The sequence below is a fragment of the Microbacterium sp. MF43 genome, assembly GCF_012847295.1.
Classification (GTDB): Bacteria; Actinomycetota; Actinomycetes; order Actinomycetales; family Microbacteriaceae; genus Microbacterium.
Window position 1 is genome coordinate 26,591 of record NZ_JABBDY010000002.1, and the last position, 12,158, is coordinate 38,748.

The window sequence follows — 12,158 nt, forward strand, 5'->3', positions numbered from 1 at the left end:
CCCCTCGCGCAGAACGGTCGGAGCGGAGTGCATGACCCGGTAGCCTGGAGCGGCAAGCGCGGGTGGGATGTGATCCTCTTTCGGTCCGGCACAGATCGCACCGGAATCCGCACAAGTCTAGCAGAGAGAAGCGCGTGACCACGATTCCGCCCTCCGACGACGACCGCCACGCCCGCTGGGAGGAGCAGGAGCGCGCCGCCGCGTCAGCCTCCCGAGACATCGCCGACGTCCCGGCCGTGGAGGTCATCACGACCGCTGCCGTCCACCTCATGAGCGCAGCCGCCGTCAAGGTGGGGCTCGCCGACGACCCGGCCACGCAGACCGACCTCGACGAGGCCCGCAAGCTCATCAACGCCCTCGCCGGCCTCATCACGGCGGGAGCCCCGGAGATCAGCGACATGCACGCACGGTCGCTGCGCGACGGACTGCGCTCCCTTCAGCTGGCGTTCCGCGAGGCATCCGCCATCCCCGACCCCATCGGCAAGGGGCCGGGCGAGAAGTGGACCGGGCCGGTCACCTGAGCCCGAGGGCGGCGGCGCCCCGCGCCACGGCGTCGACCGTGCGGCTCACGGCGGCGGCATCCGTCCCGAAGTTGCTCACGGCGAAGCGCACGACCGCTCGCTCGCGCCACGTCGAAGACGACGCCCACACGGTCCCCTCGTCGCGCAGCCACTCCCCCAGCGCCAGCGTCGCGGCGTCGTCGCGCGCGGCGAGGCACACCTGCGTGAAGACGACGTCGTTGATCACCTCGAGTCCGGGGATGCTGCGGAACCCCGAGGCGAGCGCGGTCGCGGCATCCGCGAGTCCGTCCACGAGACCCACGACGCCATCGCGCCCGAGCGACCGGAGCGCCGCCCAGACGGTGACTCCCCGCGCGCGGCGCGAGAGCTCGGCGACCCGGTCGTAGGGATCCGAGACGCTCGCCACCGCGGGCAGATACGCCGCGTGCGCGCCGAGCGAGGCGGTCATCGCGGCCTCGTCGCGGACGATCGCGACGCCGCAGTCGTAGGGAACGTTCAGGGTCTTGTGCGCGTCCGTCGCCCACGAGTCGGCGCGCGCGAGACCCGCTGTCAGCCGCTGAAGGCGAGGGCTCACCGCCGCCCACAGCCCGAAGGCGCCGTCGACGTGCACCCACGCCCCCGCCTCGTGGGCGACCGTGATCGCCGAGGCGAAATCGTCGAAGGCGCCGGAGTGCACATCGCCCGCCTGCAGCGCCACGATCGCGGGCGCCTCGTCGTCCGCCAAGGCCCGCGCGAGTCCGTCCACATCGATGCGACCCTCCTCGTCGGCGCCGACGGTCGCGGGAACCCCGAGCCCCGCAAGCCGGCCGGCGAGCACCACCGACGTGTGCACGGCTCCGCCCGCGAGGAAGCGGATGCGGGGTCCTGCCTGCAGTCCCGCCAGCGGATCGGCTCCCGCCCGCCGCAGGACCGCGTCTCGCGCCACCATGAGGCACGACGTGTTCGCCATCGTCGCGCCGGTCGTGAAGCCCACACCGCTCTCGGCCGGAAGCCCGAGGAGATCGAGGAGCCACTCCGCCGCGACCTCCTCGAGAGCTGCGGTCGCCGGCGTCGGCTGCCGCGAGCCCGTGTTCTGATCCCACGCCGACACCAGCCAGTCGGCCGCGAGCGCGGCGGGGTAGGCACCGCCGATCACGAACCCGAAGAACCGCGACGACCCCATCGCCATGAGGCCGGGAGCGGATGCCTCGACCAGCTCCTCGACGACGGCGGCGGCATCCCTCCCCTCATCGGGCAGCACCCGTGCAAGGCGCGAGAGGATGACGTCCACGTCGGCGTCCGGGCGGATCGGTCGCTCCTCCACCGATTCGAGCCACGCCTGCGCGTGACGGTGCGCGGCTTCGAGCGCCGCGCCGTACTGGTCCCTCATCGTGCCGCCGTCCATTGCTCGCCTCCCTGGTCGCGAGGCGCCAGGACGCGCAGGAGGACGTCGGCCCGTACGGCGCGCCTCGACGACTCGATCGCACCGATCCTCCGCCGGAGCGCCGGGCGGGGCAAGAGGCCGCACCGACACCGGTGGCCGGCGGCGGCGTCCGGGTGCCGGTGGCCGGCGCCGGCAGCGAGCGTCAGGCGCGCACGAGCTTGACGGTGAGCGAATCGACCAGCACCGCGATGCGGTCATCGGCGGCCCACCGCGCGGCGAGGCGCGAGAGCACCGCGTCGAGCTCTTCCTTCTCGAGCCCGTGGATCAGCTCGAGGCGGACGACGAGTTCCGGGCCGCGCAGGCGCGCGTCGGGATCACCAGCCTCGACCGAGAGGTCGATCACCGCGAGCTCGCCGCCGATGCTCTGCTGGAGCCCCGCGAAGACCTCGGGCGAGACGAAACTCGGTTCCCAGGGTTGGCCCTGAGCGATCGCCCAGACCGCCGGGCGGCGGATGACGAACTCGGTCGGCGAGCCGGGATCGATGACGATCAGGTCGGTGTCGTCGGCGGAGGCCGCAGCGGCCGTGCGCACCCCCTCGGCGGGGACGGGGCGCGCCGAGGCATCCCATCTCCCCATCGCCTCGACCGACGTGAAGACCGGCAGCACGCGCCGGCCGTCGGGGGCGGCGACGGTGACGATCGACAGCTCCTGCGTCTTGTCGACGGCGAGGCCGTGCGCTCCGATGCCTTCGTCGCCCTTCTCCGCGAGGAGAGGGATGAGCAGTCGCGCGGTGCGGTACGCGTCGATGACCTCGCTCTGGCCACCGCCGCCCGCCCGGAAGGACGTCAGCGCGGCGAGGAGCGCCGGATCGGCGCTGCCGTCATCCCCCGCATGCGGGTTCGCGTGGAAGCTGCGCCCCTCCCAGGGGACGCCTGCCGAATCGGCGAGAGGATCAGTGTCCGGCGACATCCAGAGCCTCGGCGAGCGTGAAGGCACCCGCGTAGAGCGCCTTGCCCACGATCGCGCCCTCGACACCGAGTGGCACGAGCTCGCGCAGTGCGGCGATGTCGTCGAGGCTCGAGACACCACCCGACGCCACGATCGGCTTGGGGGTGCGCGTGGTGATCTCGCGAAGCAGGTCGACGTTGGGGCCCTGCAGCGTCCCGTCCTTGGTGACGTCGGTGACGACGTAGCGGCTGCACCCGGCCGACTCGAGCCGGTCGAGCACGGTCCACAGGTCGCCGCCCTCGCGCGTCCACCCGCGGGCGGCGAGCGTCGTGCCGCGGACGTCGAGGCCCACCGCGATGACGTCGCCGTAGCGGCCGATCACGTCGGCGGCCCACTCGGGGTTCTCGAGCGCCGCGGTGCCCAGGTTGATGCGCGCGGCACCGCTCTCGAGCGCCGCCTCGAGCGTGCGGTCGTCGCGGATGCCTCCCGACAGCTCCACCTGCACGCCGCGCACCTGCTTGATGACCTTGCGCAGGATGCCGGCGTTGGAGCCGCGGCCGAAGGCGGCATCGAGGTCCACGAGGTGGATCCACTGCGCACCCTGGCGGGCGAAGTCGAGCGCGGCGTCGACGGGATCGCCGTAGCTGGTCTCGGTGCCCGCCTCCCCTTGGGTGAGGCGCACCGCCTTGCCGTCGGCGACGTCGACGGCGGGCAGCAGGATCAGCTCGGGCGTAGAGGCGAAATCGTTCATGGCTCCTCGTGCGGGAAGGTCTCGGGAGGAGGGAGCTCCCGTAGACGGCACGATCTCAGAGGGTAGCCCCGCCGAGGCCGTCGATCCAATTCGCGAGAAGACGGATGCCCGCGTCCCCCGATTTCTCGGGGTGGAACTGTGTCGCCGAGAGCGGTCCGTTCTCGACGGCCGCGAGGAACGGCTGCCCGTAGGTGCACCAGGTCAGCGTCGGCTGCGGGAACGGCGGCTGGACGTCGAGCAGCCACTTCTGCGCGGCGAACGAGTGCACGAAGTAGAAGCGCTCGTCTTCGAGTCCGCGGAACAGCCGCGATCCGCTTCCCGGCTCGACCGTGTTCCAGCCCATGTGCGGAAGCACGGGCGCGTCGAGCTCGGTGACCACGCCCGGCCACTCCCCGAGGCCTTCGGTGTCGACGCCGCGCTCCACACCGCGCTCGAAGAGCACCTGCATGCCGACGCAGATGCCGAGGACCGGGCGGCCGCCCGCGAGCCGGCGCCCGATGAGCTCGTCGCCCCGGATCGCCTTGAGCGACTCCATGACGGCGCGGAAGGCCCCGACGCCGGGGACCACCAGTCCGTCGGCGTCGGCGATCATCCCGCGGTCCGCAGTGAGACGGGCGTCGGCGCCCGCCGCGTCGAGCGCCTTGACGGCCGAGTGGACGTTGCCCGATCCGTAATCGAGGACCGCGACGACCGGCTTGGAGCTCACAGAGCGCCCTTCGTGCTGGGGATGCCGTCCACGAGCGGGTCGAGCGCCTTCGCCTGACGGAACGCGCGCGCGAACGCTTTGTACTCCGCCTCGGCGATGTGATGGGGGTCGCGGCCCGAGATGACGTTGACGTGCACCGTCAGCGCGGCGTTGAACGAGATCGCCTCGAACGTGTGGCGCACGAGCGACCCGGTGAAGTGGCCCCCGATGAGGTGGTGCTCGAAGCCCGCCGGCTCGCCGGTGTGCACCAGATAAGGACGGCCGCTGATGTCGACGACGGCCTGTGCGAGCGCCTCGTCGAGCGGGACGAGGGCGTCGCCGTAGCGAGAGATGCCGGCCTTGTCGCCGAGCGCCTCGCGGATCGCCTGACCGAGCACGATCGAGATGTCTTCGACGGTGTGGTGGGCGTCGATGTCGGTGTCGCCCGAGGCGCGCACCGTCAGGTCGGTGAGCGAGTGCTTGGCGAACGCCGTGAGCATGTGGTCGAAGAACGGCACCGTCGTGTCGATGCGGCTGCGGCCGGTGCCGTCGAGGTCGAGTTCGAGCTCGACGGTGGACTCGCTGGTGGAGCGTCGGACGGAGGCGGTACGCGATGCGGCGCTCATGCGTCAGATTCTAGCGAGGCAAGGGCGTCCAGGAACGCGGTGGTCTCGTCCTCGGTGCCCGCTGTCACGCGGAGGTGGTGCGGTATGCCGACGTCGCGGATCAGCACGCCGCGGTCGTACAGACGCTGCCACGTCACGGCCGGATCGGTGACGCCGCCGAAGAGCACGAAGTTCGTCCACGTCGTGTGGGGAACGTAGCCGAGAGCCTCCACCGTCGCCGAGATGCGGTCGCGCTGGGCGACGATGTCGTCGACCATGCGCAGCATCGTCGGAGCGTGACGAAGAGCAGCGGATGCCGCGGCCTGGGTCAGCGCGCTCAAATGGTAGGGCAGGCGTACGAGCCGCAGGGCGTCCACGAACGCCGGGTCGGCGGCGAGATAGCCGACGCGCGCGCCCGCGAACGCGAAGGCCTTGCTCATCGTGCGGGAGACGACCAGACGTTCGCGCCCGGGAAGCAGCGTGAGCGCGGACCGCTCGTCGCGGGGCGCGAACTCGAAGTACGCCTCATCGACCACGACGACGCCTCTCGACGCCTCGTAGACGGCCTCGATCACGTCGAGACCGAGCGGGGTGCCCGTCGGATTGTTCGGAGAGCAGAGGAACACGACGTCGGTCGCGGCGTCCGCCACCTGTGCGGCCGCGTCCGCCGCATCGACGACGTAGTCCGCACCGCGCGTGCCGGCGACCCACTCCGCTCCCGTCGCACGCGTGAGGAGCGGATACATCGAGTAGGTCGGGCCGAAGCCGAAGGCGGTGCGCCCCGGTCCGGCGAAGGCCTGCAGCACGTGCTGAAGCACTTCGTTCGAGCCGTTCGCGGCCCAGATCTGCTCTCGCGTGACCCCGTGCCCGAGATACTCGGCGAAGCCTTCGCGCAGGGCCGTGAACTCGCGGTCGGGGTAGCGGTTCACGTCGCGAAGGGCCAGCGCGATCGAGTCCATGATGTCGTCGGCGACGTCCTGCGGCACGGGATGCGTGTTCTCGTTGACGTTGAGCGCCACCGGCAGCGGGGCCTGGGGAGCGCCGTAGGGAGTCATCCCCCGGAGGTCATCGCGGAGGGGAAGGTCGTCGAGGCGGGGACTCACCCCTCCCATGGTAGGGCGCGGGATCAGCGGGTCGGTGCGTATTCCGCGGGGATCGCCAGGCTCTGGCCAGCTTGCAGCGTCGCGCCGTCGAGCGCGTTCAGCCGGACGATCGCGTCGACGACGTCGCGCGGATCTGCGGCCGGCGCGACCTCTTCGGCGATCGACCACAGCGAGTCCCCTGACGAGACCGTGACCGTCACGAAGGAGCCGGCTGCAGCGCCGGCGTCGCGCGAGGCCAGGGCGCTGCCACCGGAGACCATCGCGATCGCGATCGCCGCGATGGCGGGGAGAGCCGCGATCGTCGCCAGCACGCGGCGCCCGCGCACGGTCAGCCGCAGGCGCGTCGAGGCGCCCGCCCGTGCGAACGGGATGCTGCCGAGTGCTGGGGTCGTGATGCTGATCGCGGTCATGATCTGCTCCTCCTGTGGGGAGAGGTTCGCACCCTCCGCTCGGCCGGGAGCGGAGAATGCGAATCTCTGTACCGAAGTTATCTTCGATGTTCTACGATGTCAACAGCCGCATTCGGCGGTGATTCCTCGAACGCGACACGCGGTGGTGCTGCGCCGATCGAACACCGAAGCCGGATACGGTTTCGATACGAGAACCCCACCACGGGCCTCCGACATTCGAAGACCGCTGCAGTTCCCCGGGGCATCCGGGGCGCGCGAGACAGGAGCCGACATGAGCGACGCCACCGGGCGCGAGCGCCCGCAGACGCGCCGACGCAAGAGCCTGAGCGACAAGCAGCTCGCGATCCTCGAAGTCATCCAGCGCTCCATCGCACGGCACGGGTATCCGCCGAGCATGCGCGAGATCGGTGACGCCGTCGGCCTCAAGTCGCTCTCGAGCGTCACGCACCAGCTCAATCAGCTCGAGCTCAGCGGCTACCTCCGCCGCGACGCCGGCAAGACCCGGGCCATGGAGGTGCTGATCGACCTCCCCGGCAGCGCGGCCGAGAACCCCGCCGACTCGGCGCCCTCCGTCGGCGACGCTGCACTGGTGCCGCTCGTGGGGCGTATCGCCGCCGGTGTGCCCATCACCGCCGAGCAGCAGGTGGAGGAGATCTTCCCCCTGCCTCGCCAGCTCGTCGGCAAGGGCGATCTCTTCATGCTCAAGGTGTCGGGTGAGTCCATGATCGACGCCGCGATCTGCGACGGCGACTGGGTGGTCGTCCGCGCGCAGGCGACCGCCGACAACGGCGAGATCGTGGCGGCGATGCTCGACGGCGAGGCGACCGTCAAGACGTTCCGGCAGCGCGACGGACACACGTGGCTGCTCCCCCGCAACTCCGCCTTCGAGCCGATCCTGGGCGACGACGCCGTCGTGCTGGGCAAAGTCGTGGCGGTGCTGCGCGCGGTCTGATCACCCGCGGCGGGTGATCCTTAACGTAACGCGCGCTGCGTCCGCCAGAATGACGCCATGAGCGACACTGCGCCGTCGGACGCCCTGGATCTCGAGGCCCGTATCCGCGAACTCGAATCCGAGAATGCACGCCTCGCCGCCGCCGCGGCGCCGTCGACCGTCCAGCGCCGGGCCGGCGGGCGCTGGCGATCCGTCGTCTCGGCGATCTGCATCGTCGTGGCAGCCGTTCTCGTGCCGGTCTCCATCGTCACCGCGTGGGCGCGCGTCCAGCTCGTGGAGGAGGATGCGTTCGTCTCGACGCTCGCACCCCTGGTGAGCGACGCCGCCGTACAGGACATGGTCATCGACGAGACGATGAAGGCGATCAACGCCCGCGTCGACTTCCAGGACTTCACGAGCAGCGTCTTCAGCGGCATCGCCGGCATCGACGGCTTCCCGCCGCGCGCCGCGCAGGCGCTGACGCTGCTCGAGGCGCCCGCTGCCGACGGCCTGGAGAACCTCGTGACGGAGGCCGTCACGCGCGTCGTCGAGTCGGAGGCCTTCGCCGACGTCTGGGCCACCGCCACCCGTGCCGCCCACCGCGCCCTGACGACCGCCGCGACGTCGGACGGCGGCGGACTCGTGGTCCGGACAGAAGAGGGCGTCGGGATCCAGCTGGGCATGATCGTCGAGACCGTGAAGCAGCGTCTCGTCGACAACGGCGTCAACGCAGCGCAGCTCATCCCGGAGATCGACCGCGTCGTGATCGTCGGCAAGGGCGACAATCTGGCTGCGATCCGCACCGGGTACGCGCTGGCCACGACGCTCGGGTGGTGGCTCCCGGTCCTCACGCTCGTGCTGTTCGGCGTCGGGATCGCCGTGGCACGTCGACGCAGCACGGCGGTGCTGGGCACCGGCATCGGCCTCGCCCTCGGGTCCGGTGCGCTGGCGCTGGCCCTGTCGATCGGCGACGCCGCCATGCCGACGGTGGCGACCGACCTCGACCTCTCGCCGTCCGGGCTCGACGTGATCTACGAGCAACTGGTCGGCGCGATGAGGCACACGGCGATCGTGCTCCTCGTGCTCGGGATCGTCGTGGCTGTGCTGGGCTGGGCGATGGGACGGTCTGCGGCGGCGACAGGGGTACGCGGCGCCGTCGGCGGCCTGAACGCCACGGCGCGGCGCCAACTGGCCTCACGCGGCCTCGACACCCGCGGGTTCGGCGCGTGGCTCGCCCGCTACCGAGTCGTCGTGCGGGTGGTCATCGCCATCCTTGCGGTGCTGTGGCTCATCGCCCTGCAGCCGCTGTCGATCGGCGACATCTTCCTCGTGGTGATCGTCGCTGTCGTCGTCCTGTGGCTGCTGGAGCTCCTCCAGCGCCGCAGCGACGAGCTCGCGCCGTCCTCGGACGATCCGGTCGCCGCGGACGAGGTCGTGCCCGCTGAGCCGGTGCCGGACTCCGTGGATGACGAGGCACCGGATGCCTCGGCCGCGCCGGCCGGGGCATCCGGTGCCTCTTCCCAGAAGTCCGCGAAGGGCTAGACCGCCGCGCCGACCTTGTCGCGGATCGAGCGCGTCGCCTCGATGATGTTGCGCAGCGACTCGACAGTCTCGTCGTAGCCGCGCGTCTTGAGGCCGCAGTCCGGGTTGACCCACACCTGGCGCAGCGGCAGCTCGGTCGCCGCGCGGTCGAGCAGCTCGGCGACCTCGGCCACCGAGGGCACGCGGGGCGAGTGGATGTCGTAGACGCCCGGGCCGACGCCGTGGGTGAAGCCGGACTCCGCGATGTCGGCGATCACCTCGCCGCGACTGCGGGCCGCCTCGATCGACGTCACGTCGGCGTCCAGTGCCGCGATGGCATCGATGACGACATCGAACTCGGAGTAGCAGAGGTGCGTGTGCACCTGCGTCGCCGGGGCAGCGCCCGCCGTCGCGAGGCGGAACGAGCCCACCGACCATTCGAGGTAGGACGGCTGGTCGGCCTTCTTGAGCGGAAGCAGTTCGCGCAGGGCCGGTTCGTCGACCTGGATGACGCCGATCCCGGCGGACTCGAGATCGGCGATCTCATCGCGCAGCGCGAGGGCGACCTGGTTCGCCGTCTCGGACAGCGGCTGGTCGTCGCGGACGAACGACCAGGCGAGGATCGTCACCGGGCCGGTGAGCATGCCCTTCATCGGCTTCTCGGTGAGCGACTGGGCGAACGCCGACCAGGCGACCGTGATCGGCGCCGGACGGGACACGTCGCCCCACAGGATCGACGGGCGCGTGGCGCGCGAGCCGTAGGACTGCACCCAGCCGTTCTGGGTGACGTCGAAGCCGTCGAGGTTCTCGGCGAAGTACTGCACCATGTCGTTGCGCTCGGCTTCGCCGTGCACGAGGACGTCGAGGCCGAGGTCCTCTTGCAGCGTCACGACGCGTGCGATCTCGTCCCGCAGGAACTGCTCGTACTCCTCCGTCGTGATCTCGCCCTTTCCGTGGCGTGCGCGCGCGCGGCGGATTTCGCCGGTCTGCGGGAACGACCCGATGGTCGTCGTCGGCAGCACCGGCAAGCCGAGGGCGGCCTCCTGCGCCGCCACGCGTGCCTCGTAATCGCCCCGGTCGAAGTCGTCCTGCGTGAGGGCGGCGGCGCGCTCGCGCACGGCGCCGTCGCGCACACCGGGTGCGTTCCGGCGATCGGCGAGGGCGGCGGATGCCTCGGCCACCTCGGACTCGATCGCCGCGGCTCCGTCGGCCAGGCCGCGGGCGAGCGTGACGACCTGTGCGGTCTTCTGATCGGCGAACGCGAGCCACGACACCAGGCGCGGGTCGAGGGCCGCCTCTTCGTCGACGTCGTGGGGCACGTGCTGGAGCGAGGTGGACGTGCCGGCGGAGACCTGCGCGGCGCCGAGCGCCTGGAGCGCCTCGAGCTCGGCCCACGCGCCGGCGAGGTCACCGCGCCAGATGTTGCGGCCGTCGATGACGCCGCCGACGAGGGTCTTGCCTTCGAGGCCGGCGGCGGGCGCCGGAACCGAGCCGCGCGTGAGGTCGATCGCGAGCGCCTCGACCGGTGCGGCGGCGAGCGCCGTCCACGCCTCTGCCGAGAGCTGCGCATAGCCGGCCGTCACGAGGATGGCCGGACGCTCCGTCGCTGCGCCGAGCACGGCGTACGCGCGCTCGGCCGCGGCGGCGAGCGTCGCGGCATCGGCCGGGAGGCTCTCGCTCACGAGGGCCGGCTCGTCGAGCTGCACCCACTCGGCGCCGGCGGCGCGCAGCGCGGCGAGCAGTTCGGCGTAGACGGGCAGCACGTCTTCGAGACGGCTGAGCGGGTCGAAGCCCGCGGGAGCGCCGTCCGTGGCCTTCGCGAGGGCGAGAAGCGTCACCGGGCCGACGACCACGGGGCGGACGGTGAAGCCGTCCGCCTTGGCCTCGGCCACCTGGCGTGCGAACCGGTCGCTCGACAGCGCGAAGACGGTCTCGGGGCCGATCTCGGGGACGAGGTAGTGATAGTTCGTGTCGAACCACTTCGTCATCTCGAGCGGGGCGTTCTCGCCGGCGCCGCGTGCGGCGGTGAAGTACGCGTCGAGGCCGATCGTGCCGTCATCGCGGCGCAGGTCGGCGAAGCGCTCCGGCAGCGCGCCGACCGTGACGGCGGCGTCGAGCACCTGGTCGTAGTAGGAGAACGACTCAGGGATCGCCGAGTCGGTGCGGCCGAGGCCGAGGCCGGCCAGGCGCTCGCGCGTTGCGCGTCGCAGCTCTGCCGCTGTGGCCTCGAGGGTGTGCTCGTCGATCGCACCGCTCCAGTGCGACTCGACGGCGCGCTTCAGTTCGCGGCGGCGGCCGATGCGGGGGTAGCCGAGGATCGTTCCGCGGGGGAACTCGGGGGTCGTGTCGCTCATCGTGCGGGTTCCTTTTCGAGGGGAGGGGTGAGGATGCCGGCGTCGCGGAGCACCGCGAGCACCGTGTCGTGGCTGTTGAAGGCGTAGAGGTGGACGCCCGGCGCGCCGCCGGCGACCACATCGCGTGCGAGGTCGGCGGCGTAGGCGATGCCCAGTGCGCGCTGACCCTCGGGTGTGGGTTCGACCTCGAGCGCGATCGCGAGCTCGGAGGGCAGCTCCTCGCCGCTCAGCTCGAGCACGCGGCGCAGTCGCGACGGCGAGGTGATCGGCATGATGCCGGGGAGGATCGGGATCGTCACGCCGGCCTCGCGCGAGCGCTGCACGAACGCGAGGTAGTCGTCGGCGTGGAAGAACAGCTGCGTGATCGCAAGCGTCGCTCCCGCCGCCTGCTTCGCCAGCAGCGCGTCGATGTGCTCGCGCGGATGCCGCGACCGCGGGTGCCCGTTCGGGAACGCCGCGACGGCGATGTCGACCTTCGGCCGCGCCTCGACGCGGACGGCACCGGGCACGCCGGGGATGGGCTGCTCGGTGTAGGGGGCCCGCTCGGCCTGGACACGGTCGATCAGCTGCACGAGCTGCGCCGAGCTCTCGAGATCGCCCAGGTACACCTCCTCTTCGGAGACGCCCGCAGGCGGGTCTCCGCGCAGCGCGAGGAAGCTCGTGACCCCCGCGTCGAGGAACTCGCGGATGAGCGCGTTGGCTCCCGCATACGTGTTGCCGACGCAGGTCAGGTGTGCCAGCGGCGCGACGGATGTCTCGCGCAGGATGTGCCGGAGGAGGTCGAGCGACCGCCCGCCGGTGGAGCCGCCCGCGCCGTAGGTCACGGAGATGAACCGGGGGCCGACGCCGGCCAGCCGGCGGATCGTCTCGTGCAGCGCGACGATGCCGGCGTCGGTGCGCGGCGGATAGATCTCGAACGAGAACGGCACCGGCGGGGCGCTGAGGTCGATCGACATGGCGTGCTC

The 12,158-nt window shown here is 71.6% G+C and carries 12 protein-coding genes; 3 read left to right on the forward strand and 9 right to left on the reverse strand.

Features of this window, described 5'->3' with window-relative positions; genetic code table 11:
• Positions 1-134 precede the first annotated feature (134 nt).
• Positions 135-521, forward strand: a complete 387-nt coding sequence (locus tag HF323_RS04495; RefSeq protein WP_169581405.1) for a DUF1844 domain-containing protein — start codon at positions 135-137, stop codon at positions 519-521.
• Here HF323_RS04495 and HF323_RS04500 read toward each other — a convergent pair.
• The 7 genes from HF323_RS04500 to HF323_RS04530 form a co-directional block, all read right to left on the reverse strand.
• On the reverse strand, positions 514-1,905 hold the full coding sequence (locus tag HF323_RS04500; protein WP_169581406.1) for an aminotransferase class V-fold PLP-dependent enzyme: 1,392 nt from the start codon (positions 1,903-1,905) through the stop codon (positions 514-516). The genes HF323_RS04495 and HF323_RS04500 overlap by 8 nt on opposite strands.
• Positions 1,906-2,086: 181 nt before the next feature.
• Positions 2,087-2,854: an SseB family protein gene (locus tag HF323_RS04505; protein WP_169581407.1), complete on the reverse strand. Its 768-nt coding sequence runs from the start codon at positions 2,852-2,854 to the stop codon at positions 2,087-2,089.
• A complete protein-coding gene (priA, locus tag HF323_RS04510) occupies positions 2,838-3,584 on the reverse strand; it encodes a bifunctional 1-(5-phosphoribosyl)-5-((5-phosphoribosylamino)methylideneamino)imidazole-4-carboxamide isomerase/phosphoribosylanthranilate isomerase PriA (RefSeq protein ID WP_169581408.1) in 747 nt (248 codons plus the stop codon). The genes HF323_RS04505 and priA overlap by 17 nt, the downstream gene beginning before the upstream one ends.
• Positions 3,585-3,639: 55 nt before the next feature.
• Positions 3,640-4,290, reverse strand: a complete 651-nt coding sequence (gene hisH / locus HF323_RS04515; RefSeq protein WP_169581409.1) for an imidazole glycerol phosphate synthase subunit HisH — start codon at positions 4,288-4,290, stop codon at positions 3,640-3,642.
• Positions 4,287-4,895 (reverse strand): imidazoleglycerol-phosphate dehydratase HisB, encoded by a 609-nt coding sequence (gene hisB / locus HF323_RS04520; RefSeq protein WP_169581410.1) that lies wholly within the window; start codon positions 4,893-4,895, stop codon positions 4,287-4,289. Before hisB ends, hisH begins: the two co-directional genes overlap by 4 nt.
• Entirely contained in the window at positions 4,892-5,986 is a 1,095-nt protein-coding gene (locus tag HF323_RS04525) for a histidinol-phosphate transaminase (RefSeq protein ID WP_169581411.1), read from the reverse strand. Before HF323_RS04525 ends, hisB begins: the two co-directional genes overlap by 4 nt.
• Positions 5,987-6,000: 14 nt before the next feature.
• Complete coding sequence (locus HF323_RS04530) at positions 6,001-6,387, reverse strand: LysM peptidoglycan-binding domain-containing protein (protein ID WP_169581412.1); 387 nt, start codon at positions 6,385-6,387, stop codon at positions 6,001-6,003.
• A gap of 271 nt (positions 6,388-6,658) precedes the next feature.
• Here HF323_RS04530 and lexA point away from each other — a divergent pair, with 271 nt between their 5' ends.
• Entirely contained in the window at positions 6,659-7,339 is a 681-nt protein-coding gene (gene lexA / locus HF323_RS04535) for a transcriptional repressor LexA (RefSeq protein WP_169581413.1), read from the forward strand.
• Positions 7,340-7,396: 57 nt separating this feature from the next.
• Positions 7,397-8,860: a hypothetical protein gene (locus HF323_RS04540; RefSeq protein ID WP_169581414.1), complete on the forward strand. Its 1,464-nt coding sequence runs from the start codon at positions 7,397-7,399 to the stop codon at positions 8,858-8,860.
• Here the strand turns inward: HF323_RS04540 and metE are convergent.
• The gene (gene metE / locus HF323_RS04545; protein WP_169581415.1) at positions 8,857-11,193 is read right to left on the reverse strand and encodes a 5-methyltetrahydropteroyltriglutamate--homocysteine S-methyltransferase; all 2,337 of its coding nucleotides are present in this window, start codon (positions 11,191-11,193) and stop codon (positions 8,857-8,859) included. The genes HF323_RS04540 and metE overlap by 4 nt on opposite strands.
• On the reverse strand, positions 11,190-12,149 hold the full coding sequence (locus HF323_RS04550; RefSeq protein WP_169581416.1) for a methylenetetrahydrofolate reductase: 960 nt from the start codon (positions 12,147-12,149) through the stop codon (positions 11,190-11,192). Before HF323_RS04550 ends, metE begins: the two co-directional genes overlap by 4 nt.
• Between the last annotated feature and the right edge of the window lie 9 nt (positions 12,150-12,158).

What these genes read in the sequence shown, in the direction of transcription:
- HF323_RS04525 (WP_169581411.1), bottom strand. Translation starts at nt 5,986, where the DNA reads ATGGGAGGGGTGAGTCCCCGCCTCGACGACCTTCCCCTCCGCGATGAC.
- hisB (WP_169581410.1), bottom strand. Translation starts at nt 4,895, where the DNA reads ATGAGCGCCGCATCGCGTACCGCCTCCGTCCGACGCTCCACCAGCGAG.
- HF323_RS04505 (WP_169581407.1), bottom strand. Translation starts at nt 2,854, where the DNA reads ATGTCGCCGGACACTGATCCTCTCGCCGATTCGGCAGGCGTCCCCTGG.
- HF323_RS04530 (WP_169581412.1), bottom strand. Translation starts at nt 6,387, where the DNA reads ATGACCGCGATCAGCATCACGACCCCAGCACTCGGCAGCATCCCGTTC.
- HF323_RS04500 (WP_169581406.1), bottom strand. Translation starts at nt 1,905, where the DNA reads ATGGACGGCGGCACGATGAGGGACCAGTACGGCGCGGCGCTCGAAGCC.
- metE (WP_169581415.1), bottom strand. Translation starts at nt 11,193, where the DNA reads ATGAGCGACACGACCCCCGAGTTCCCCCGCGGAACGATCCTCGGCTAC.
- priA (WP_169581408.1), bottom strand. Translation starts at nt 3,584, where the DNA reads ATGAACGATTTCGCCTCTACGCCCGAGCTGATCCTGCTGCCCGCCGTC.
- lexA (WP_169581413.1), top strand. Translation starts at nt 6,659, where the DNA reads ATGAGCGACGCCACCGGGCGCGAGCGCCCGCAGACGCGCCGACGCAAG.
- HF323_RS04540 (WP_169581414.1), top strand. Translation starts at nt 7,397, where the DNA reads ATGAGCGACACTGCGCCGTCGGACGCCCTGGATCTCGAGGCCCGTATC.
- HF323_RS04550 (WP_169581416.1), bottom strand. Translation starts at nt 12,149, where the DNA reads ATGTCGATCGACCTCAGCGCCCCGCCGGTGCCGTTCTCGTTCGAGATC.